Below are 20637 nucleotides of genomic sequence, written 5' to 3'. Positions count from 1 at the left end.
TCTTCAGGTCGTGCGAGATCGAGGTGAGCAGCGCCGAGCGCAACCGGTCCGCTTCGGCCGCAAGCCGGGCGCGGTCGACATCGGCGACCAGCTGGACCCGCTCGATGGCCACGGCGGCCTGGTCGGCCAAGGCGTCGAGCAAGCGTTGCTGCTCGGGCGTCAGCAGCGGTCCCTGCTTGTCATTGTCGAGGCCGACCACCCCGATCGCCGTCCGCCCCGTCCGCAAGGGGAGATAGAGGCGTTTTGCGCCGGGCAAGGTGTCGGCGCCGCGGCCGGCTGCGCGGTTGTGCTCCCAGGCCCAGCGCGCGGCCGCGATATCGGCCTCGGCCAGGGTATCGTCCGGCGGATAGCCGGCCTTGACGGTGATGGTGCCGTTTTCCGGCAGAAGCAGCACGACCCGGACCTTCAGCATCGAGGCGATCTGGAAGGCCGTGGCCCACAGCACGTCGTCGAGCGTGCCGGCGCCGGCGAGCTTCTTGGAAAAGGAGTAGATGTCCTCGGTGGCGCGCGCCCGCGAGCGCGCGGCGACCGCCTGCCGCTGCACGCGCGCCGTCAGATTGCTGGCGATCACGGCGACGACGAGGAAGACGGCGAAGGCTACGATGCTTTCCGGGTCCCTGATCGTCAGCGTGTAGCGCGGCTCGAGGAAGAAGAAGTTGAAGGCAAGCGCGGAGAGGAAACAGGCGTAGAGCGCCGGCCAGAGCCCGAAGGTGACCGCCGACGTCAGCACCGCCAGCAGCAGGACGCTGGCGAGATTGCGCACGTCGAGGAACTGGTCGAGGATCGAGCTGACGGCCAGCGCGCCGGCGACATAGACGGTCGAGATCAGATAGGGCCAGATCTGGAAAGGCTTCTGCTCGGTCGCGGCCTTGACCCGCGCCGAGGGCGTGTCGGTATCACGCTCGGCGCCGGAAATGACATGGACGCTGATGTCGCCGGCATTGCGGATCAGATCATAGGTGAGCGAACCCTCGATCAGCTCGCGCCAGCGCGAACGGGTAGGCCGGCCGATGACGATATGGGTAAAATTGTTGGCCGTCGCGTGGCGCACGATGTCCTGGGCGACGTTCTGGCCGGGGAGGGTGGTGATCTCGGCGCCCAGCTGCTCGGCAAGGCGCAGGTTCCTGGCCAGCCGGTCCTTGTCTTCCTCGGACATGCCGGCCAAACGCGGCGTGTCGATGTGAAGCGCCGTCCAGGGCGCGCGCAGCCGGTCGGCGAGCCGGCGCGCATAGCGGATGCGGGCCGCGCCGCCAGGCTGCGAGTCGACGCAGACGAGCACGCGCTCGCCGGCCGCCCAGGGGCCCGGAATGGCGTGCGACTGCATATGGTTGAGCAGCTGTTCGTCGACGCGCTGGGCGGTGCGGCGCAGCGCCAGCTCGCGCAGCGCCGTCAGATTGCCCGGCGAGAAATAATTCTCGATGGCGCGCTGGGCGGTGTTGGGGAAATAGACCTTGCCGTCGTGCAGCCGCTTGATGAGGTCGTCGGGGGTGAGATCGATGACCTCGATGTCGTCGGCCTCGTCGATGATGGAATCGGGGACCGTCTCGCGCACCCTGACGCGGGTGATCTGGGCGACGACGTCGTTCAGGCTCTCGACATGCTGGATATTCAGCGTGGTGTAGACGTCGATGCCTTGCGCCAGGATCTCCTGGACGTCGAGATAGCGCTTAGGATGCCGGCTGCCTGGCGCGTTGGTGTGGGCAAGCTCGTCGACAAGGACGAGGTCGGGGCGGCGCCTCAGGATGGCGTCGATGTCCATCTCTTCCAAGGTCTGGCCGCGATAGTCGACCAGTCGGCGCGGGATCACCTCGTAGCCGTCGACCAGCGCCTGGGTTTCCTTGCGGCCATGCGTCTCGACGATGCCGATGACCACATCGACGCCGTCGGCGCGGCGGGCGCGGCCCGCCATCAGCATCTCGTAGGTCTTGCCGACGCCAGGTGCCGCGCCAAGGAATATGCGCAGGCGGCCGCGGCCCTCGCGCTCGGCATGCTCCAGCAGCGCGTCGGGGGAGGGGCGGTTCTCGGAGTCGGTCCGGTCGTCGGGCATCAGTCCAATCATGGATTGCGCCGGGGACCGTGTCGATCCCCGGCGCGTGGATCACTTCAGCTCGTCCAGCGCTAGGTTCAGCGCCAGCACATTGACCACCGGCTCGCCGAGGACGCCAAGCTCGCGAGCCTCGACATGGCCGTCGACGAGCGCCTTGACCTTGGCCTCGTCAACGCCGCGGGCCTTGGCGACGCGCGGCACCTGGAAATAGGCGGCCTCGGGGCTGATGTCGGGATCGAGGCCGCTGCCGGAGGTCGTGACGAGGTCCATCGGCACCGGCGCGTTCGGGTTCTCGGCCTTCAGCTTCTCGGCGTCACCCTTGATGCGGTCGATCAGTTTCGCGTTTGTCGGGCCGAGGTTCGAGCCGCTGGAGGCCGTCGCATTGTAGCCGTCGCCGGCGGCCGACGGCCGGCCGTGGAAATAGCGGTCGCCGGCAAAGGCCTGGCCGATCAGGCTGGAGCCGATGACCTTTTCATCCTTCTCGATCAGGCTGCCATTGGCCTGGTTCGGGAACAGCGCCTGGGCAATGCCGGTCATGCCGATCGGATAGATCAGGCCGGTCAGCGCCGTGAAGAAGACGATCATGACGATAGCGGGTCTGAGTTGCTTGAACATCGGGATAAATCCTTATGCGAGGCCGAGGGCCGTGACGATCAGGTCGATCGCCTTGATGCCGACGAAAGGCACGATGATGCCGCCGAGGCCGTAGACGAGCAGGTTGCGGGTGAGCAGCGAGCCGGCGCCGATGGCACGATATTTCACGCCTTTCAGCGACAGCGGGATCAGCGCGATGATGATCAGCGCATTGAAGATGATGGCCGACAGGATGGCGCTCTGCGGCGTCGCCAGATGCATGATGTTGAGCGCCTGCAGCGGACCGGTGGACTGACCGGGCGCGACATAGAAGACCGCGAACATCGCCGGGATGATGGCGAAGTACTTGGCCACGTCGTTGGCGATCGAGAAGGTCGTCAGCGAGCCGCGCGTCATCAACAGCGCCTTGCCGATCTCGACGATCTCGATCAGCTTGGTCGGGTCGCTGTCGAGGTCGACCATGTTGCCGGCCTCGCGCGCGGCGACCGTGCCGGTGTTCATGGCGACGCCGACATCGGCTTGGGCGAGCGCCGGAGCGTCATTGGTGCCGTCGCCGCACATGGCGACCAGCTTGCCCTTGGCCTGCTCCTCGCGGATCAGCGACAGCTTGTTCTCAGGCGTCGCCTGGGCAAGGAAGTCGTCGACGCCGGCCTCGGCGGCGATGGCGGCCGCGGTCAGCGGGTTGTCGCCGGTGATCATCACCGTGCGGATGCCCATCTTGCGCAACTCGGCGAAACGCTCGGATATGCCGCCCTTGACGATGTCCTTGAGGTGGACGACGCCGAGCAGGCGCCCGTCGCGCTCGACCGCCAGTGGGGTGCCACCGGCCTTGGCGATCTCGTCGGCAACGGCCTGGAGATCGCGGATCGTGTCGCTCGTCGGGCGCGTGCCGTGGGCTGCGGCGGTCGCTTGGTTGACGTGATTGAGCACAGCGTCGACGGCACCCTTGCGCACCGACGAGCCGTCGATGTCGACGCCGCTCATGCGGGTCTGCGCGGTGAAGGGCACCGAGGCTGCGTGCAGGGTCGCCATGTCGCGGGCGCGGATGCCGTATTTCTCCTTGGCGAGCACGACGATCGAGCGGCCTTCCGGCGTCTCGTCGGCGAGCGAGGCGAGCTGGGCGGCATCGGCCAGCTCCTGCTCGGTGACGCCCTTGACCGGACGGAACTCGGTCGCCTGGCGATTGCCGAGCGTGATGGTGCCGGTCTTGTCGAGCAGCAGCGTGTCGACGTCGCCGGCGGCCTCGACGGCGCGGCCGGACATGGCAAGCACGTTGAAGCGCACCAGCCGGTCCATGCCGGCGATGCCGATGGCCGACAGCAATGCGCCGATCGTGGTCGGGATCAGCGTCACGAACAGAGCAACCAGGATCGTCACCGGGATATAGCCGCCCGAATAGGAGGCGAAGCTCGGGATGGTCGCGGTCGCCAGCACGAAGATCAGCGTCATGCCGACGAGCAGGATGTTGAGCGCGATCTCGTTCGGCGTCTTCTGGCGCTCGGCGCCCTCCACCAGCGAGATCATGCGGTCGAGGAAGGTCTGGCCGGAGGCGGCGGAGATGCGCACGCGGATCCAGTCGGACAGCACCTGGGTGCCGCCGGTGACGGCCGAACGGTCGCCGCCGGATTCGCGGATGACGGGCGCGGATTCGCCGGTGATCGCCGCCTCGTTGACGGAGGCCACGCCTTCGATCACCTCGCCGTCGGACGGGATGATGTCGCCGGCCTCGACCAGCACGACATCGCCGACCTTCAGGCTGGTGCCCGGCACCAGCTTGAATTTCGCGCGGTCGCCGTTGCTGAGCAGCTTGGCCTGAATCTCGGTGCGCGCCTTGCGCAGCGAGTCGGCCTGCGCCTTGCCGCGGCCTTCGGCGACGGCCTCGGCGAAATTCGCGAACAGCACGGTGAACCACAGCCAGATGATGATCTGCAGGGTGAAGCCGAGATCGCCGCCCCCGGCGATGAGATCCTTGACGAACAGAACGGTGGTGAGAGCCGAGACGACGGCGACGACGAACATCACCGGATTACGGACCAGCGTGCGCGGGTTCAGCTTGCGGAAGGCGCCGCCGATGGCGGGCACCAGGATGCGGGCATCCAGAATGCTCGCGGATTTGGACTGGCTCATTTTTGGGCTCCAGTATCGGTTATGTTGGACGGCGCCGGGTGTTCGGTCTTCGGGAAGAGGTGCGGAAGACCGGTGGCCAGCAGCCACAGCACGAACAGCACGGCCGCCATGCCGAGAAAGGTTGAAAGCGTCGGGAAAGGACGAGGCTTCTCGTCCCTTCCGTTGTCGGGCGCTCCGTCACCGGCCTGGTGACCGTCGTGCCGACGTATGTGGTTGAACCCGGGCATGGTCATCTCAGAAGGTCTGTCCATGGATCATCGCCAGATGCTCGACGATCGGGCCGACGGCGAGCGACGGGAAGAAGGTGAGGCCGCCGACGATGATGATGACGCCGACCAGCAGGCCGACGAACAGCGTGCCGTCGGTCGGGAAGGTGCCGGCCGAAGCGGGCACGGTCTTCTTCGCCGCCAGCGAGCCGGCAATGGCCAGAGCCGGGATGATGACCAGGAAGCGGCCCATCAGCATGCCGATTGCACCCGTGAAGTTGAACCAGGGTGTGTTGCCGGTGAGGCCGCCGAAGGCCGAGCCGTTGTTCGCGGCGGACGACGTGTAGGCATAGAGCACCTCGGAGAAGCCGTGCGGGCCGCCATTGGCCATCGAGGCCACGGCGCTCGGCAGGACCACGGCGATCGCCGTGAAGATCAGCATGGCCAGCGGCAGGCACAGGATGGCGAGCATCGCCATCTTCACCTCCCTGGCCTCGATCTTCTTGCCGAGATATTCCGGCGTACGGCCGACCATCAGACCGGCGACGAAGACGGCGATGACGACGAACATCAGGATGCCGTAGAAACCGGCGCCGACGCCGCCGACGATGACTTCGCCGAGCTGCATGTTGATGATCGGGATCATGCCGCCGAGCGCGGTGAAGCTATCGTGCATGGCGTTGACGGCGCCGCAGGAGGCTGAGGTGGTGATGACCGCGAACAAGGCCGACAGGGCGATGCCGAAGCGGGTCTCCTTGCCTTCCATGTTGCCGCCGTCGATGCCGAGCGCATGGACCAGCGGGTTGCCGGCGGCCTCGGCCCAATAGCAGACGACGACGCCGGCGATGAACAGCACGCCCATCGAGGCGAGGATCGCCCAGCCCTGGCGCTCACTGCCGACCATGCGGCCGAAGACGTTGGTGAGGCCGGCGCCGAGCACGAAGATGGTCAGCATCTGGATCAAGTTGGAGATCGCGTCCGGATTCTCGAACGGATGCGCGGCATTGGCGTTGAAGAAGCCGCCGCCATTGGTTCCGAGCATCTTGATGGCGACCTGCGAGGCGACCGGTCCGAGTGCGATGGTCTGCTTGGCGCCTTCCAGCGTGGTGGCGTCAACATAGGGCCCAAGCGTCTGCGGAATGCCGAGCCAGACATAGACCAGCGTCAGCACGATACACATCGGCAGGAGCACGTAGAGCGTGCAGCGGGTCAGATCGACCCAGAAATTGCCGATCGACTTGCCCGAGGCACGAGCGAAGCCGCGGATCAATGCGATTGCAATCGCAATGCCGGTGGCGGCCGAGACGAAATTCTGGACGGTGAGGCCCGCCATCTGCACGAGATAGGACATCGTGCTTTCGCCGCCGTAGTTCTGCCAGTTGGTGTTGGTGACGAAGCTCGCGGCGGTGTTGAAGGCGAGCTGCGGGTCGACCGCGGTCATGCCTGCGGGGTTGTAGGGCAGCACGCCCTGCAGCCGCTGCAACGCGTAAAGAACGAGGAAGCCGGCGAGATTGAAGAGCAGCATGCCTGTCGTGTAGACGGCCCAGTGTTGTTCCTCTCGCTCATTGGTGCCAGCTAAGCGATAAAGGCCGCGTTCAATCGGAACCAGAACCGATGAAAGAACAGTGCGGTCGCCGTTGAAGACGCGGTGCATATAGAAGCCGACCGGCTTAACGAGCGCGACGAGGATGCCGCAATAGAGAAGGATCTGTATCCAGCCGTAGATTGTCATGGTGATGGCTTTCCGTGCCTGGCGCCGGAACGTTCAGAAACGCTCGGGGCGGATGAGGGCGTAGGTAAGGTAGGCGAGCAGGAACAAGGTCACCGCGCCGCCAAGGAAATAATCGAGAAGCATGATCCGGCCCTTCCGCTCAGATTCTGTCGCAGGCTTTGACGTAGGCTAAGGACAGGGCGAAGAACAAAATCCCGATCCCGAGAACGATGAGGTCCATGGCAGGTCTTCCTTGTTCCACTTTGTGTTTGCGGGCTCGCGGTGGCGGGCTCAAAACTGCACGCGGACGCTCGACACCTTGGCGGCGACGGCGATCAAGCGTTTCTTCGAAGGAGATATGGACCCGATCGCCATAAAGGTTCGAGACGGAGCGGGCGGGAAAGATATAGGAATTTTATAGGGATTTTGGCCGACGCCGTCCGAAGGTCCGGTTGGTTAGTGTGCGTTGGCAGGTTCCATGCCTTGGCGACTGGGCGAGACACCTATCGCATCGTCATCCACGGGCGGAGCCTTGGAATGACGAGGTTCATGAGCCTTCAGCTCATCACCAGCGTTTGCGCTGACCCCAACGGTCGTTGATAGCCTTGCCCGACAAAGGTGATCGCCTAAATCCCCGGCTGCCGATCCCTCCACGGCATCTCCCCTTCTATCTGCGTGGACAGCGCCAGCACTGACGCCTCGTCGCCGTACCGGCCGACGAGCTGCACGCCGATCGGCACGCCGCCCGCCGATTGCCCGAGCGGCAGCGAGATCGCCGGCAGGCCGGAGATGTTGAAGGGGAAGTTGAAGACCGCGTCGCCCCATTTGGCGTTGTAGCGGTCGAGATCGGTCTCCGACATGTCGTAGTAGCCGAGCGGGCGCGGCAGCTGCGTCAGCGTCGGGGTGATGAAGATGTCATAGGGGTTTAGGTCGCCGACGATATCGCGGCCGATCAGCCTCAGTTGCTCGACGTCGGAAACATGTTTGATGCCGCTGGTCGCGCGGCCGCGCTCGATGACCGCCCAGGTCACCGGCTCGAGATCGTTCGGTGTCACGGGGCGGCCGACCAGCGTTTCGAGGAAGCCGAAGGTGGCGGCCGTCTGCACGTTGGTCATGTCGGTGTAGGTCTTCCACGCGGCATCGGCGTCGAGCGGCATGTCATGCTCCTCGACGTCGTGGCCGAGGCGTTCGAGCAGGGCGACCGTGGAAAGCACGGTCTGCTTGACTTCAGGATCTATCGCGGCGCCGTTCGGCGGCGTGACGGTAAAGCCGATGCGCAGCTTCTTCGGCGCCCGTGCGGAGAGGTTCAGCCAGCTTTCCGCCGGAACCGGCGGGGTGTAGGCGTCGCCGGGCAGGGCGCCGGCCACCGCGTCGAGATAGGCGGCGGTGTCGCGCACGGTGCGTGAGCAGCAGAGGAAATAGGCGCCGCCATACCAATAGTCGCCGTAGGGCGCGAGGCTGACGCGGCCGCGCGAAGGCTTCAGGCCGACAATGCCGCAGCAGGAAGCCGGCACGCGGATCGAGCCTGCGCCGTCGCTGGCCTCGGCGATCGGCACCATGCGCGAAGCGATCGCGGCGGCAGCGCCGCCGCTCGATCCGCCCGGCGTGATGCCTTGCTTCCACGGGTTTTTCGTCGCGCCGTAAAGTTTTGGCTCGGTGGTGATCGACCAGCCGTTTTCCGGCGCGTTGGATTTACCGACGAGGACGAGCCCGGCGGCCTTGATGCGGCGCACCACTTCGCTGTCGGAATCGGCGACGAAGTCCTTCAGGTAGCGGCAGGAGTTGGTAAGAGGCGCGCCTTTCCAGGACGAGGCGAGCTCCTTGAGCAGATAGGGCACGCCGGCGAAGGGTGCGTTCCTGTCCACCGTCGCCGCCTGGGCGCGCGCCATGTCGTAGAGGCGGTGGATGACAGCATTGAGCGATGCGTTGAGGCGTTCGATCATGGTGATCGCCGCTTCAACGAGCTCAGCGGGGGCGACCTCGCCGCGCTTCACCAGGGCGGCGAGCGCCAGCGCGTCGGAATCTGTGTAAGTTTCGAGCAGGCTCTCCTAGACCGCAGCCATGTGTTCCTCCCACTTACAAGTGCCGTCAGTTGCGAACTGGCCCAGACTCACCCTCACCCAGCCTCCGCTTCGCTCGGCTGACCTCTCCCCGGCGGGGAGAGGAGGCTTTCGGTGCCGGCGCCAATCTCTTCTCCCCGCCGGGGAGAAGGTGGCCGCGAAGCGGCCGGATGAGGGGGCTGGCGCTACCGCTGATCGGGTAACCTCACGCCAGCTCGACGGTGCGCTTCTCTGCGATGCTCTGTTCGGCCGCCAGCACGATGCGCAGGCTGTTGACCGCGGCATCCATCTGCTCGGTCAAATCGAGGTCCTCGCGGATGGCGCGCAGGAAGAAGGCCTGCTCGCGGTCGCAAAGCTCTTGATGGCCGGGCTCGTCCTCCATGCTGACGATCTCGTCGGGCTTGGCAAAATTCTTGTCGCCGTCGACCTGTGCATAGTGGATCTTCAGCGCGTCGGTCTTGGTGTGGCGGTCGATGTCGGCGGAATCGGACACCTCCTCGGCATCCTTGGCGCTGCTCCCTCCCTGGCCGGCGACGATCGAGACGGCGCCCTTCGGGCCGACCACGTCCTTCACGAAATAGGCCGTCTCGCTCATCATCGGACCCCAGCCGGCCTCGTACCAGCCGACCGAGCCGTCATCGAAGGTGACGTGCAAATGGCCGTAATTCTGCTTGTCGGCCTCGGCCCAGAGTTTTGCGCCGATGCCGTGCACGCGCACCGGCTTGGCGCCGGTCAGCTGGCACATGACGTCGACATAATGGACGCCGCAGTCGACGATCGGGATCAGCGAGTCGATCAGGTTCTTGTGCCAATGCCAGGCGGTGCCGCTGCTCTGCTGGTTGAGGTTCAGGCGCATCACCAGCGGCTTGCCGAGCGTCTTGCCGACCTCGATGAATTTGATCCAGGACGGGTGGACGCGCAGGATATAGCCCAGCACCAGCTTGCGGTTCTTCGCCCGCGCCGCGGCCACCACCTTCTCGGCGTCCGCGATGTTGGTGGCCAGGGGCTTTTCCATGAAGACATGGCAGTTGGCGGCGATCGCCTTCAGCGCGTATTCGGCGTGCGTGTTCGGCCAGCTGTTGATCGAGACCGCGTCCGGCTTCGTCTCCTTCAGCGCCAGGTCGAAATCCTCATAGAGCGGGTAGCCGGCGAGTTCTTTCGGGATCTTCTTGTTGTTCTTGATGGTGCGGCTCATGATGCCGACGATCTCGAAGCCGTCGGAGCGGTGATAGGCGCTGGCATGCGAAGCGCCCATATTGCCCAGACCAACCACCAGTATTTTCACCTTGTCGGCCATCGAAGCCTCCCCCAATGCTCTTTAAACGGAATTGCGGGCGGCGCCTCGCGCCGCCCGGTGGTCATGGCAGTCGCGTTACTTCACCGCCGAATCGAACAGGTGCGCCTTGATCTTGTCGACATCGAGCGCGGCAAAGCCTTCCGACAGTTTGACGCCGTCGGCATCGGCCTTGACCTTGGCCTTGTCGAAATCGTTGGCGGCCGGGATCAGATCGTTGGTGCAGACGTCCTCGGCCTTCACCGGCGCGCTGATCTGGCCGATCTTGAGGATCTCGTCGAAGAAGCCCTGCCAGCTCGCCATGTCATGCGAGCCCCAGCCGCCGCGCTTGTCCATGTCGCCGCGGAAGACGTTGATCTGCTGCAGGATCGAAGTGGTGCCGAGCTCGGGGCCGAGGTTCTTGGCCAAGGTCGGGAACTGCTCGAACACGGCTTCGACCGCGGCGCGCGGATTCTGGTAGCCGAACTCGAGGCCCATCGCCCAGCCGCGCAGATACTTCTCCAGGAAGGCCTTCTTATCGGCATCCTCGAGGTCGGCGGCGCGTACGACGAAGGTGTTGGCCGGCAGCTTGGAGTTCTTGACGCCGAGCCAGTACTCGAAGTCGAGTCCCTTGGCGATCCATTCGGCGCGCAAGCCTTCCCAGGAAAGCGCCGCATCGCCCTGGCCGCCGGCCAGCGCGGTGCCCCAGGTCGGCCAGCCGGCCTCGACATATTTCACCTTCTTGATGTCGACGCCCTGGGCCGCCAGCAGCGGATCGACGATCGCCTGCCAGGCGGCGGAGCCGAGCAGAATGGTCTTGCCTTCGAGGTCCTTCAGGTTGTTGGTGCCCTGGCCCTTGCGGAAGGCGAGGCTGAAAGTATCGCGCGCGCCCATGTGGAAGACGGACTTCAGCTTCATGCCGTTTTGAATGGCGAAGGAGAAGACGCCGGGCGAGGGGAAGCCCATGTCGGCCTGGCCGACATCGACGAATTTCACCGTCGCGGTGCCATCCGAAGGGCCGGGCTGCATGTCGGTGGCGAGGTCGCCGAAATAGCCGGCCTTCTTCGCCGACCAGTAGGGATAGTCGTCAAGCACTTCGAGCGTGCCGCGCGGCGAGATCCAGGTGAATTTCTCATAGGCCGCCGCCCTGGCCCTCAGGCCGGATGCGCCGAGCGCGGTGGCGGTCACGACGCCGGCCGCCGTCACCTGCAGGAAGTAGCGGCGGCTGATGCCGGCCGGGACGCTGGAATGGATCGGATTGTCGTTGGTCATGGCATTCCCCTTTGTTGATTGCCCTTATTGATCGCTTGCCTTGCCTTCGCCCGCCTCCCGGGCGTGATTTTGCCTGTTGGTCAGGTCTCCCAGCTCGCCCACTTCTTGCCGATCAGGAAGAACAGCACGTAGATCAGGATGCCGAGCGTCGAGAGGATCAACACCACGGCGAAGAATTGCGGCATCTGGATCATCGACGAATAGGAAGTCAGCCGGTTGCCGAGGCCGAAGCCGCCGCCGACCATCTCGGCGCCGACGGCGGTGAGCAGGCCGAAGATCGCGCCGATCATCAGCCCGACCAAGATCATCGGCAGCGCCATCGGCGCGCGGATCTTCCAGAAGATCTGCAGCGTGCTTGCGCCATAGGAGCGGGCCAAGGCGATCTTGGCGCTGTCGACACGGCGGAAGCCGGTCGCTGCGTTGATCATCACCATCGGGCCGGCGGCCAGAGCGACCGCGATGATGCGCGGCGTGTAGCCGAAGCCGAAGCGCAGGATGAGCAAAGGCACCAGCGCCAGCATCGGCGTGGTGACCAGGATCAGGATGTAAGGCGCGACGATCTTCTCGGCGAAGGGAAACTGCGTGATCACCGCCGCCATCACCAGGCCGACGATGGCGCCGATGGCGAAGCCTGAGACAAGCTCGACCAGCGTGTAGCCGAGATGCGGCGCGATCAGCGGGAACTCGTCGAACAGCGCGTAAACGATCGAGCTCGGCGGCGGCATGATATATTGCGGCACGTGGAAGAGGCGTAGCGCCAGCTCAATGCCGCCGATGATGACCACCGCCACGGCAAGGATCGCCGCCACCTCGGCTCCGGACTTGATGCCGGGACCGCTGGCGAAGGCCGAAAGATTGGTCAGGCTGACGTCCTGCCCGTCTCCGGATTTGGCCTTCGAGAATTCCGGAATGGCGTCGCCTCCGCTCACGGCCTGATCCTCACGATTTCAGCGCTCTTGTGCTCCGGCTGTTCCTGGGCCTGCGGCCTACGCTCGCCGACGATGTCCATCTTGATGCGGTTGGTGAGGTCGAAGACCTCCTTCGTCGCCATGATCTCCAGCGAACGCGGGCGCGCGAACGGCACGTCGTAGATCTTGGCGACGCGGCCGGGCCGCGTGGTCAGCACCACGACGCGATCGGAGAGGAAGATAGCTTCCTCGATGCTGTGGGTGATGAAGACGATGGTGGTCTTGGTGTCGAGCCAGATCTCCTCGACAAGGCGGTTCATCTCCTCGCGGGTAAAACTGTCGAGAGCGCCGAAGGGTTCGTCCATCAAAAGCACGGAAGGCTTCAGCGCCAGCGCGCGCACGATCGCGGCGCGCTGCTGCATGCCGCCGGAAAGCTCGCGCGGGAATTTGCCGCCGAGCCATCCAGCCCGACGCGGTGCAAGAGATGGGCGATCCAGGCGCGGTCGGGCTTCTCGCCCTTGATCTCGAAGGGGAAGTTTATGTTGGCGTCGAGATTGCGCCAGGGCAGGAGGTTCGCTTCCTGGAAGACGATGCCGATCTCGGGGCGCGGTCCAGTGACCTCCTTGCCGTCGAGCAGGATCGCGCCGCCGGTCAGCCGGTGCAGGCCCGACATAGACCACAACAGCGTGGTCTTGCCGCAGCCGGAAGGGCCGACGATCGAAACGATCTCATTGGGTTGGACATCGAGGCTGCAGCGGTCCAGCGCCAGAAGATCGCCGGAACCTGTCTGATAGACCTTGGTCGCTGCCTGCACGCCGAGCTTCGGCGTTCTTGCGCTTGCCGTACTCATGCTCCCCCTCGGAGACTGCGCGATGAGTTGCCCAGGGCCCCATCTGTCCGCAAAATCAGTCTGTAACTATCCTACTTTACTGTCAAGCGGCGACAGACGGCGGAAGCAATCAGGTTCAATCAGATACCAGCTAATGTGCTGATTTAAAACAGATTTATCGCCGCTTGCGGTATGTGTTACTTTCCTACATACTCATCGCGGTTGATTGCCTATGGCCAGCGGGCGGATAATCGCGAAGATGACGGATCCAGAAGCGGGCTGGGGAGGACTGGCGAATGACCGAAGCTGACAGCCAGGCATTGCGAATTGCGGACGAAGACGGCGACCGGCACGACCATGTCAGGCGCTTTCCCGATATCATCTCGCAGGTGAAGGACAGCTATGCGGAGCTGCGGCCGGCCGAGCGCCGCGTCGCCGATGTCGTGCTCGACGATGTCAAATATGCGGTCGACGCGTCCAATTCGGCGCTTGCCCAACGTGCCCGGGTCAGCGAGCCGACGGTGACACGGTTCTGCCGCGCCATCGGCTGCGAGGGCGTGCGCGATTTCAAGCTGAAGCTGGCGCAGAGCCTCGTCGTCGGCGCGCTCTATCTCGCCACCAAGCCCCAGCCCGCGAACAGCGACAGCGGCATGCCGTTCTGGAACGCCGTGTTCGGCGAGGCGCGACGCGCGCTGCAGGAGGCGGAGCGGCAGATCGATCCGGGACAGCTGCAGAAGGCGGCAGAACTGATCGCCAGGGCGCGGCAGGTGACGGTGTTCGGCCTCGGCGGCAGCTCGTCGGCGCTGGCGCAGGAGACGCAATACCGCCTGTTCCGCTATGGGATCACCATCAATGCGCAAAGCGATCCCTATTTGATGCGAATGACCGCCTCGACGCTGAAGCCGGGCGATCTGGTGATCGCGATCTCGGCCACAGGGCGCACACGCGAGGTGATCGAGGCGGTAGAGCTCGCCAAGCATTACCGCGCCAACGCGATCTGCGTGACGGCGCCGGACACCGAGCTGACCCGCGTCTGCGATGTACGGCTGGCGGTTGCCGTGCCTGAATATCCCGACACGCTGAAGCCGACCGCGTCGCGCTACGCATTCCTGGCGGCCATCGATCTGCTGGCGGTGGCGACAGCCTACAAGATTGACGGTCCGGCGCGCGAGACGGTGCGCCGGATCAAATACAACGCGCAGATCCATCGGACGGGCAAGGAGATGGAGCCGCTCGGGGATTAGCGACTATCCTTCTCCCCTTGTGGATGAAGGTGGATCGGCGCGATAGCGCCGAGACGGATGAGGGGTGTTCCAGCGGAGTGAGACGCTGGCTTTCCCTGGAGCCCCCCTCATCCGTCGCCTTCGGCGACACCTTCTCCCACAAGGGGAGAAGGGGAAGGCGCCGCCGGATTTCGAACTGAAAAAGGGAACGAAGAAAAATGCTCGACATCGCACCATCGCAACAGGCGGCAACCTGGCTCGGCTCATTCGGCCGGGCGCTGGAGGCGGGCGATATCGAGGCGGCGACGAACCTCTTTGCGGAGGATTGCTACTGGCGCGATCTTTTGACCTTCACATGGAACATAAAGACCATGGAGGGGCAGGCCGCGATCCGCGAGATGCTGAAGGCCACGCTGTCGCTGGCGCAGCCATCACATTGGCACCTGACCGGCGAGCCGAGCGTCGACGACGGCATCGTCGAGGCTTGGTTCACGTTCGAGACTGGGGTGGCGCGGGGCGAGGGGATCCTGCGGCTCAAGGATGGCCGCTGCCGTACGCTGTTCACGGCGATGAGCGAGCTCAAGGGTTTCGAGGAGCAAAAGGGCCCGGCGCGGCCGCTCGGCATCCGCCACAAGGCCGACCCCAAGCGCGAGACCTGGGCCGAAGCGAGAGCGCGTGAGGCGCGCGATCTCGGCGTGCACGAGCAGCCCTATTGCCTGGTGATCGGCGGCGGGCAGGGCGGCATCATGCTCGGCGCCCGGCTGCGGCAGCTCGGCGTTCCGACGCTCATCATCGAGAAGAATGCGCGCGCCGGCGATTCCTGGCGCAACCGCTACCGCTCGCTCGTGCTGCACGACCCGGTCTGGTATGACCATCTGCCCTACATTCCGTTCCCGGAAAACTGGCCGGTCTTCACGCCCAAGGACAAGATGGGCGACTGGCTGGAAATGTACACGCGCGTCATGGAGCTGAACTATTGGGTGGCCACCAAATGCATCAGCGCTGCCTATGACGAGGCCGAAAAGGTCTGGACCGTGGTGGTCGACCGCGTCGGCCAGCGCGTCACGCTGAAGCCGAAGCACATCGTCTTCGCCACCGGCGCCTACGGGCCGCCGCGGCGGATCGAATTGCCGGGCGTCGACAGCTTCAAGGGCGAGCTTTTGCATTCCAGCCAGTATTCCACCGGCGAGAAGTTCCGCGGCAAACGCGTCGCGGTGATCGGTGCTGCAAGCTCCGGCCACGATGTCAGCGTCGACCTGTGGGAAGCAGGCGCCAAGGTCACCATGGTGCAGCGCTCGCCGACGACCGTGGTGAAATCCGATACGCTTATGGATGTCGGCTTCGAGATCTTTTCCGAGAAGGCGCTGGCGCGCGGCATCACCACCGACAAGGCCGATATGATCGTGCCTTCCACGCCCTTCGCTTTGGTGCCCAAGGGCCAGCGCGCGCTCTATGACGTGATCAGGGCGCGAGACGGGGATTTCTACACGCGTCTCAGCGACAGCGGCTTCTCCATCGATTTCGGCGAAGACGAGACCGGGCTCTTGATGAAGGCCTATCGCACCGGCTCGGGCTATTACATCGATGTCGGCGCCTGCGAGCTGATCCTGAACGGCGAGATCAAAGTCAAAAGCGGCGTCGGCATCAAGTCGCTGACGCCGAACGGCATCCTGTTCGAGGACGGCAGCGAATTGGAAGTCGATGCGATCGTCTGCTGCACCGGTTATCAGTCGATGAACGAGACGGTTGCCGCTGTCGTCTCACGCGAGGTCGCCGACAAGGTCGGTCCGTGCTGGGGCCTCGGCTCCGGCGTGAAGGGCGACCCCGGTCCCTGGCAGGGCGAGTTGCGCAACATGTGGAAGCCGACGGCGCAGGAGGGGCTGTGGTTCCACGGTGGCAATCTGGCGCTGTCGCGCTTCTATTCGAAATATGTGGCGCTGCAGCTGAAGGCGCGGATGGAAGGAATTGCGACGCCTGTTTATGGCGAGCCGAGTAATTCGCGAACCTAGCGTTTGTTATCCTGGGGCGGTGCGACGCGAGGCGGTACGTAGACCCTAGAACGACGATTTTGAGGGGCCAAGATGCCTGGCCGCCACATCCACATGCGTGTGATGCGCATGCGCTTCGAAGCGTTCGGTCTCGTCGTGGTCGGGCGCTTCGTTTGGCCACCATTTGCCGCCGATGGCAATGCCGTTGGACACCAGGCGCTGGTCCGCGATCAATGACGCCCCGACAGCATCGACGAAGGTGAAGCGGCCGGGCTGGAGCCGCAGCACCGCAACGTCGCCGATGCCGCCGACCTTCAGCGCACCGAGCTCGGGTCGGGCGATCGCCTGCGCGGGATTCACCGTCGCGGCGCGCAGCACCTCGACCAGCGGCATGCCGAGCGCCATGAGCTTCGACATGCAGACCAGCATGTCGAAGGCCGGGCCGTCGACGCAGTAGAGGTGAACGTCGCTCGATATGACGTCGGGCGCGAGACCCTCGGCGAGCATCGCCTTCGCCACCTCGAAGTCGAAGGAGCCCATGCCGTGGCCGATGTCGAAGATGACGCCGCGCTCGCGCGCGAGCCGCATGTCCGGCCGCACCGTGCCCGAGGCGAAGACCGGGGCGTTGGGGAATGGCCGGAAGCAGTGGGTGAGGATGTCGCCGCGGCGCAGCCTGGGCAGCACTTCCGAACGGCCCGGCGGCGGTTCGTCGATATGCGCCATCAGCGGCAAGCCGACCTTGTCAGCGGCTTCGAGCGCGAGATCGACCGGGGCGATGCCGCTGGTACCGCCGGCATGCTTGCCGGAGCGGACTTTCACGCCGACGACGAGATCGGTGTGCTCGCGCACCGCGGCCACCGTCTCGCGCGGCTCGCAGAGCCTGAGGTCGCTGCATTCGCCGACCGATACGGTCTTGGCGAAGCCGAATATGCCGGCAAAGGAAATGTTGACGTAAGCGAGGATGCGGACCTTCGAGCGCTCGATGACATGGCGGCGAAAGCCGAGGAAATTGCCGGCACCGGCGCTGCCGGCATCGACGAAGGTGGTGGTGCCGCTCTTGGCGGCCAGCCGGTCGGCATCGACACCGAGCGAGGTGCCGCCCCAATAGACATGGCTGTGCAGGTCGACGAGGCCGGGCGTGACGATGCAGTCCCTGGCATCGACCACCTGCGCGGTATGTTCGGCATCGATGGCCGCCTCGATCGCGGCGACGCGGCCATCGGCAATGGCGACGTCGCGCTGCGCGTCCAGGCCCGATGCGGGATCGATCACGCGCCCGCCCTTGATCAGGAGATCGAACTGCATCGGTACCTCCGGTTTTGTAGCGCGATCAGACCGGCCGGTAGGCGACGGCCTCGACCTCGATCTTGATGTCGATCATCAGGCGCGACTCGACCGTGGTGCGCGCCGGCGGGTCGTTTGGGAAATGCTTCGCATAGACGGTGTTGAAGGTGCCGAAATCGCGCGCGTCCTCCAGCCAGACGGTGGTCTTGACCACATCGTCCATGCCGCAGCCGGCCAGCGCCAGCGCCGCCTTGACGTTCTGCAGCACCTGCTCGGTCTGCTCGGCGATGCCGCCCTTCACCACCAGCCCGTCGCTGCCCACCGGCACCTGGCCGGAGACATAGACGAAATCGCCGGCGCGCACGGCGGGCGAGAGCGGGACATGCGATTTTCCAAAGCATTGCTTGGGCAAGTGAGTCTCCTCTTGGCGTTTGAACGTAACCGGTCGCATAGCCGTCTACGCCTGTCGGCACGATCCTCATAGAGGCGATGTCGGAAAGCAACATTTTTTCGAAATCCATGTTGCTTTATTACAGAAGCCTGAGCATCTTGCGCTCGACGCCGCCTTCGGCCGCGATATGAGGGAGATCCAGCATGACCTTCGATAAGAACCCCTTCCCGGAAGGCGATGCCGACCGCCACGCGCTTTGGGAAATGCTGGTGCGGCGCGACATCGATGCCTTCCTCGGACAGGACTGGTCGATGGTCGAGGACGATTTCATCGCTGAGAGCTTCTTCGGCATGCACGCGCATTTCCTCGCCAATGCCGATGCGTGGCGGCTGCAGTTCCCGAAGCTGGAGGTCTATCGCGACGAATGGCTGCGCCAGGCCAAGGAAACTGCGGCGACAAAATTCGCCGAGCCGCTGCGCGAGGCGCTGTTTCGTGTCACCAACATGCGCGACATAGATGTCGACGGCGATCGCGCGGTGCTGCACAAGAAGTTCGACGGTTCCGTCGCCAAGGCCGATGGCGGCGTCGACCGGCTGAAATGGCAGACGCTCTATTTCTGCCGCAAGGTCGGCGGCCGCTGGAAGATCGCGGGCTTCGTCGGTTACATGCCGCATCCATTGGGCTAAAGCGTGCCGTGAGGCCGGCCTACAAACGGCGGGCTCCCGCGCTTCCGGTGCTCACATACGCAGGCAAACGCTTCAGAGCCTATGACAGCCGCGGCAACCGCTCATCGGGCGAGCGGTGGTCGAACACGACACCCATGGTCTTACCAACGGCGGCCATCACGATCAGCTCAACCAGATGGTCATCGCTGTCCTCGCAGGATGGATCGGCATGGCGTATGGCATCGAGCATGGCGCGTGTGGACACGGTGTCGCCGGCGCGAAACTTCGAAAGGGCAGACGAAACAAGGTCTTGCACCGTCGGATCCATGACGGGCACTTCCGCAGCGACGTTCATTGGCCTCCTCCTGCCATGAACCCTCCCTCGAAAGATGATACGCCAATGGCTGGATTGCGCCAGCGAAATGGTGGTCCGACCAGTGCCGATGGCGACAGCCTGCCGCCATCCGCCGTGTAGGGACGAGCTCACGCTCGCGCATGGGGCGAGCCGACGCTCGCCCATGGGGACGAGCACGCTCGCCCTTAGATGTGGAACACCGCCCGGCGGTGCGCGGCCATGCTCGACGTGCCCAGCTTCGGTTGATAAGCCCGCTTGCGCGCATGGAGGCGTTCTGAGTCGAAATATGACGGTTGCAATCGAGATGGGGCAGACGAGCGCAGGCGCGCCGGCGGCCCTCGACCTTGAGGAATTGCTGGCGACCCGCCTGCTGGTGCAGGGCAATTCGGGTTCCGGCAAGTCGCATCTGCTGCGCCGGCTGCTCGAACAGAGCGCGCCCTGGGTGCAGCAGACCATCATCGACCCCGAAGGCGATTTCGTGTCGCTGGGTGAACGCTTTGGACATCTGGTGATCGACGCCGAGGAGCATACCGAGCGCGGTCTGCAGGCGGCGGGCGAGCGCGCGCGCATCCACCGCGTCTCGACGGTGCTCAATCTCGAGGGGCTCGACGCCGAGAACCAGATGCGGCGCGCAGCGGCTTTCCTCGGCGGGCTGTTCGAGGTCGCGCGCGACCACTGGTACCCGATGCTGGTGGTCGTCGACGAGGCGCAGCTCTTCGCGCCCGCCGCCGCCGGCGAGGTTTCGGACGAGGCGCGCAAGCTTTCGCTCGGCGCCATGACCAATCTGATGTGCCGCGGCCGCAAGCGCGGGCTGGCCGGCATCATCGCCACGCAGCGGCTGGCGAAGCTCGCCAAGAACGTCGCGGCGGAAGCCTCCAACTTCCTGATGGGCCGCACCTTTCTCGACATCGACATGGCGCGCGCGGCCGACCTGCTCGGCATGGAGCGGCGCCAGGCCGAAGCCTTCCGCGACCTGGAGCGCGGGCATTTCATGGCGCTTGGGCCCGCTTTGTCGCGCCGCCCGCTCGGCGTGCGCATCGGCCAGACCGAGACCAGCCCGCGCAACGGCACGCCGCGGCTGATGCCGCTGCCGGAAGCGGCGTTGGAGGATGCGCGCTCGATCATCCTTGCCGCGCCGCCACCGGAGACGGTCAGGCCGCAGCGCCGGCCTTCGCCGGATCTCCTCGACCAGCTGATGGCAGCCAAGGCCGCGCCGCTGGAGATACGCCCTGAGCCGGCCGAGCCGCAGCCCAGCGCCGAGGACCTGGCCGAACGGCGCGAGCGCATGGACCGCATCCTGCGCGCCATTCTGGCCGAGCCTGATGCGGGTTTCCGCGTCATCGGCGTGCTCTATCAGGAGTTCGTGGTCCGCTGCCGCATCGAAGGGCTTGCCTCGGTGGTGCCCGATCTTCCGGAATTCCGCCGAATGCTGACCAGGGCGCGTGCCGGCGTCGGCTCCGACATGGCCGAGGACGATGCCTGGCGGGACGTCTCCGTGCGCGCCTCGCTGCTGCCCGAGGACATGCAGGGCGTGTTCATGATGATCGCCCGCGCCGCCAAGGAAGGCTGGCCTTGCCCGAGCGACGCGGCGATTGCGCGGGCCTACGGCTCGCATTCGCTGCGCCGCGCGCGGCGGCTGCTCGACTATATCGAGGAGCAGGGCCTCATCGTCTGTCAGGTCGACGGCACAGGGCGACGCACAGT

At 65.1% G+C, this 20637-nt stretch carries 17 protein-coding genes and 1 pseudogene; 4 read left to right on the top strand and 14 right to left on the bottom strand.

Going from position 1 to position 20637, the window contains the following annotated elements; translation table 11 throughout:
* The 11 genes and pseudogenes from EOA24_RS06055 to EOA24_RS06005 all read right to left on the bottom strand — a co-directional run.
* The coding region (locus EOA24_RS06055; RefSeq protein WP_133374468.1) for a sensor histidine kinase KdpD at positions 1 to 2047 on the bottom strand (2047 nt) is incomplete at its 3' end.
* Between the two features lie 51 nt (positions 2048 to 2098).
* Positions 2099 to 2662: a potassium-transporting ATPase subunit KdpC gene (gene kdpC, locus EOA24_RS06050; protein ID WP_127409668.1), complete on the bottom strand. Its 564-nt coding sequence runs from the start codon at positions 2660 to 2662 to the stop codon at positions 2099 to 2101.
* A 12-nt stretch (positions 2663 to 2674) separates the two neighbouring features.
* The gene (kdpB, locus tag EOA24_RS06045) at positions 2675 to 4768 is read right to left on the bottom strand and encodes a potassium-transporting ATPase subunit KdpB (RefSeq protein ID WP_127409667.1); all 2094 of its coding nucleotides are present in this window, start codon (positions 4766 to 4768) and stop codon (positions 2675 to 2677) included.
* A complete protein-coding gene (locus tag EOA24_RS06040; RefSeq protein WP_245501764.1) occupies positions 4765 to 5019 on the bottom strand; it encodes a hypothetical protein in 255 nt (84 codons plus the stop codon). The genes kdpB and EOA24_RS06040 overlap by 4 nt, the downstream gene beginning before the upstream one ends.
* Positions 5003 to 6706 (bottom strand): potassium-transporting ATPase subunit KdpA, encoded by a 1704-nt coding sequence (gene kdpA, locus EOA24_RS06035; RefSeq protein WP_127409666.1) that lies wholly within the window; start codon positions 6704 to 6706, stop codon positions 5003 to 5005. Before kdpA ends, EOA24_RS06040 begins: the two co-directional genes overlap by 17 nt.
* 33 nt (positions 6707 to 6739) lie before the next feature.
* The gene (locus EOA24_RS06030; RefSeq protein WP_126081227.1) at positions 6740 to 6829 is read right to left on the bottom strand and encodes a K(+)-transporting ATPase subunit F; all 90 of its coding nucleotides are present in this window, start codon (positions 6827 to 6829) and stop codon (positions 6740 to 6742) included.
* Positions 6830 to 7311: 482 nt separating this feature from the next.
* Positions 7312 to 8679 carry an amidase gene (locus EOA24_RS06025; RefSeq protein WP_245501763.1) on the bottom strand — a complete coding sequence of 456 codons (1368 nt, stop codon included), beginning with the start codon at positions 8677 to 8679 and terminating at the stop codon, positions 7312 to 7314.
* A 271-nt stretch (positions 8680 to 8950) separates the two neighbouring features.
* A complete protein-coding gene (locus tag EOA24_RS06020) occupies positions 8951 to 10042 on the bottom strand; it encodes a Gfo/Idh/MocA family oxidoreductase (RefSeq protein WP_126081228.1) in 1092 nt (363 codons plus the stop codon).
* Between the two features lie 75 nt (positions 10043 to 10117).
* On the bottom strand, positions 10118 to 11290 hold the full coding sequence (locus EOA24_RS06015; protein ID WP_126081229.1) for an ABC transporter substrate-binding protein: 1173 nt from the start codon (positions 11288 to 11290) through the stop codon (positions 10118 to 10120).
* 80 nt (positions 11291 to 11370) lie between these two features.
* Positions 11371 to 12219, bottom strand: coding sequence for an ABC transporter permease (locus EOA24_RS06010; protein ID WP_126081230.1), 849 nt, complete (start codon positions 12217 to 12219; stop codon positions 11371 to 11373).
* Positions 12216 to 13048, bottom strand: a pseudogene (locus EOA24_RS06005) (ABC transporter ATP-binding protein). Before EOA24_RS06005 ends, EOA24_RS06010 begins: the two are co-directional and overlap by 4 nt.
* A 275-nt stretch (positions 13049 to 13323) precedes the next feature.
* Here EOA24_RS06005 and EOA24_RS06000 point away from each other — a divergent pair.
* Both EOA24_RS06000 and EOA24_RS05995 read left to right on the top strand, forming a co-directional pair.
* Positions 13324 to 14271 carry a MurR/RpiR family transcriptional regulator gene (locus tag EOA24_RS06000; RefSeq protein ID WP_126081232.1) on the top strand — a complete coding sequence of 316 codons (948 nt, stop codon included), beginning with the start codon at positions 13324 to 13326 and terminating at the stop codon, positions 14269 to 14271.
* A gap of 197 nt (positions 14272 to 14468) precedes the next feature.
* Positions 14469 to 16259 (top strand): NAD(P)/FAD-dependent oxidoreductase, encoded by a 1791-nt coding sequence (locus EOA24_RS05995; protein WP_127409665.1) that lies wholly within the window; start codon positions 14469 to 14471, stop codon positions 16257 to 16259.
* A 45-nt stretch (positions 16260 to 16304) separates the two neighbouring features.
* Here EOA24_RS05995 and EOA24_RS05990 read toward each other — a convergent pair whose 3' ends face one another.
* Entirely contained in the window at positions 16305 to 17543 is a 1239-nt protein-coding gene (locus EOA24_RS05990; RefSeq protein WP_126081234.1) for an amidohydrolase/deacetylase family metallohydrolase, read from the bottom strand.
* A gap of 25 nt (positions 17544 to 17568) precedes the next feature.
* On the bottom strand, positions 17569 to 17973 hold the full coding sequence (locus tag EOA24_RS05985; protein ID WP_189343068.1) for a RidA family protein: 405 nt from the start codon (positions 17971 to 17973) through the stop codon (positions 17569 to 17571).
* Positions 17974 to 18116: 143 nt separating this feature from the next.
* On the opposite strand from EOA24_RS05985, the gene EOA24_RS05980 reads away from it, so the two are divergent.
* Entirely contained in the window at positions 18117 to 18599 is a 483-nt protein-coding gene (locus tag EOA24_RS05980) for a hypothetical protein (protein WP_126081236.1), read from the top strand.
* A 79-nt stretch (positions 18600 to 18678) separates the two neighbouring features.
* On the opposite strand, the gene EOA24_RS05975 is transcribed toward EOA24_RS05980, so the two are convergent.
* The gene (locus EOA24_RS05975) at positions 18679 to 18933 is read right to left on the bottom strand and encodes a hypothetical protein (RefSeq protein ID WP_112126404.1); all 255 of its coding nucleotides are present in this window, start codon (positions 18931 to 18933) and stop codon (positions 18679 to 18681) included.
* 286 nt (positions 18934 to 19219) lie between these two features.
* Between EOA24_RS05975 and EOA24_RS05970 the strand changes: the two genes are divergently transcribed.
* Positions 19220 to 20637, top strand: a 1418-nt coding sequence (locus EOA24_RS05970; RefSeq protein ID WP_133374467.1) for an ATP-binding protein, incomplete at its 3' end; no start/stop codon positions are given.

It is taken from the genome of Mesorhizobium sp. M2A.F.Ca.ET.039.01.1.1, assembly GCF_003998035.1.
Lineage (GTDB): Bacteria > Pseudomonadota > Alphaproteobacteria > Rhizobiales > Rhizobiaceae > Mesorhizobium.
This window is presented reverse-complemented; position numbering and strand designations above follow the sequence as displayed.

What these genes read in the sequence shown, in the direction of transcription:
- kdpC (WP_127409668.1), bottom strand. Translation starts at nt 2,662, where the DNA reads ATGTTCAAGCAACTCAGACCCGCTATCGTCATGATCGTCTTCTTCACG.
- kdpB (WP_127409667.1), bottom strand. Translation starts at nt 4,768, where the DNA reads ATGAGCCAGTCCAAATCCGCGAGCATTCTGGATGCCCGCATCCTGGTG.
- EOA24_RS06040 (WP_245501764.1), bottom strand. Translation starts at nt 5,019, where the DNA reads ATGGACAGACCTTCTGAGATGACCATGCCCGGGTTCAACCACATACGT.
- kdpA (WP_127409666.1), bottom strand. Translation starts at nt 6,706, where the DNA reads ATGACAATCTACGGCTGGATACAGATCCTTCTCTATTGCGGCATCCTC.
- EOA24_RS06030 (WP_126081227.1), bottom strand. Translation starts at nt 6,829, where the DNA reads ATGCTTCTCGATTATTTCCTTGGCGGCGCGGTGACCTTGTTCCTGCTC.
- EOA24_RS06020 (WP_126081228.1), bottom strand. Translation starts at nt 10,042, where the DNA reads ATGGCCGACAAGGTGAAAATACTGGTGGTTGGTCTGGGCAATATGGGC.
- EOA24_RS06015 (WP_126081229.1), bottom strand. Translation starts at nt 11,290, where the DNA reads ATGACCAACGACAATCCGATCCATTCCAGCGTCCCGGCCGGCATCAGC.
- EOA24_RS06000 (WP_126081232.1), top strand. Translation starts at nt 13,324, where the DNA reads ATGACCGAAGCTGACAGCCAGGCATTGCGAATTGCGGACGAAGACGGC.
- EOA24_RS05995 (WP_127409665.1), top strand. Translation starts at nt 14,469, where the DNA reads ATGCTCGACATCGCACCATCGCAACAGGCGGCAACCTGGCTCGGCTCA.
- EOA24_RS05990 (WP_126081234.1), bottom strand. Translation starts at nt 17,543, where the DNA reads ATGCAGTTCGATCTCCTGATCAAGGGCGGGCGCGTGATCGATCCCGCA.
- EOA24_RS05985 (WP_189343068.1), bottom strand. Translation starts at nt 17,973, where the DNA reads ATGCGACCGGTTACGTTCAAACGCCAAGAGGAGACTCACTTGCCCAAG.
- EOA24_RS05980 (WP_126081236.1), top strand. Translation starts at nt 18,117, where the DNA reads ATGACCTTCGATAAGAACCCCTTCCCGGAAGGCGATGCCGACCGCCAC.
- EOA24_RS05975 (WP_112126404.1), bottom strand. Translation starts at nt 18,933, where the DNA reads ATGAACGTCGCTGCGGAAGTGCCCGTCATGGATCCGACGGTGCAAGAC.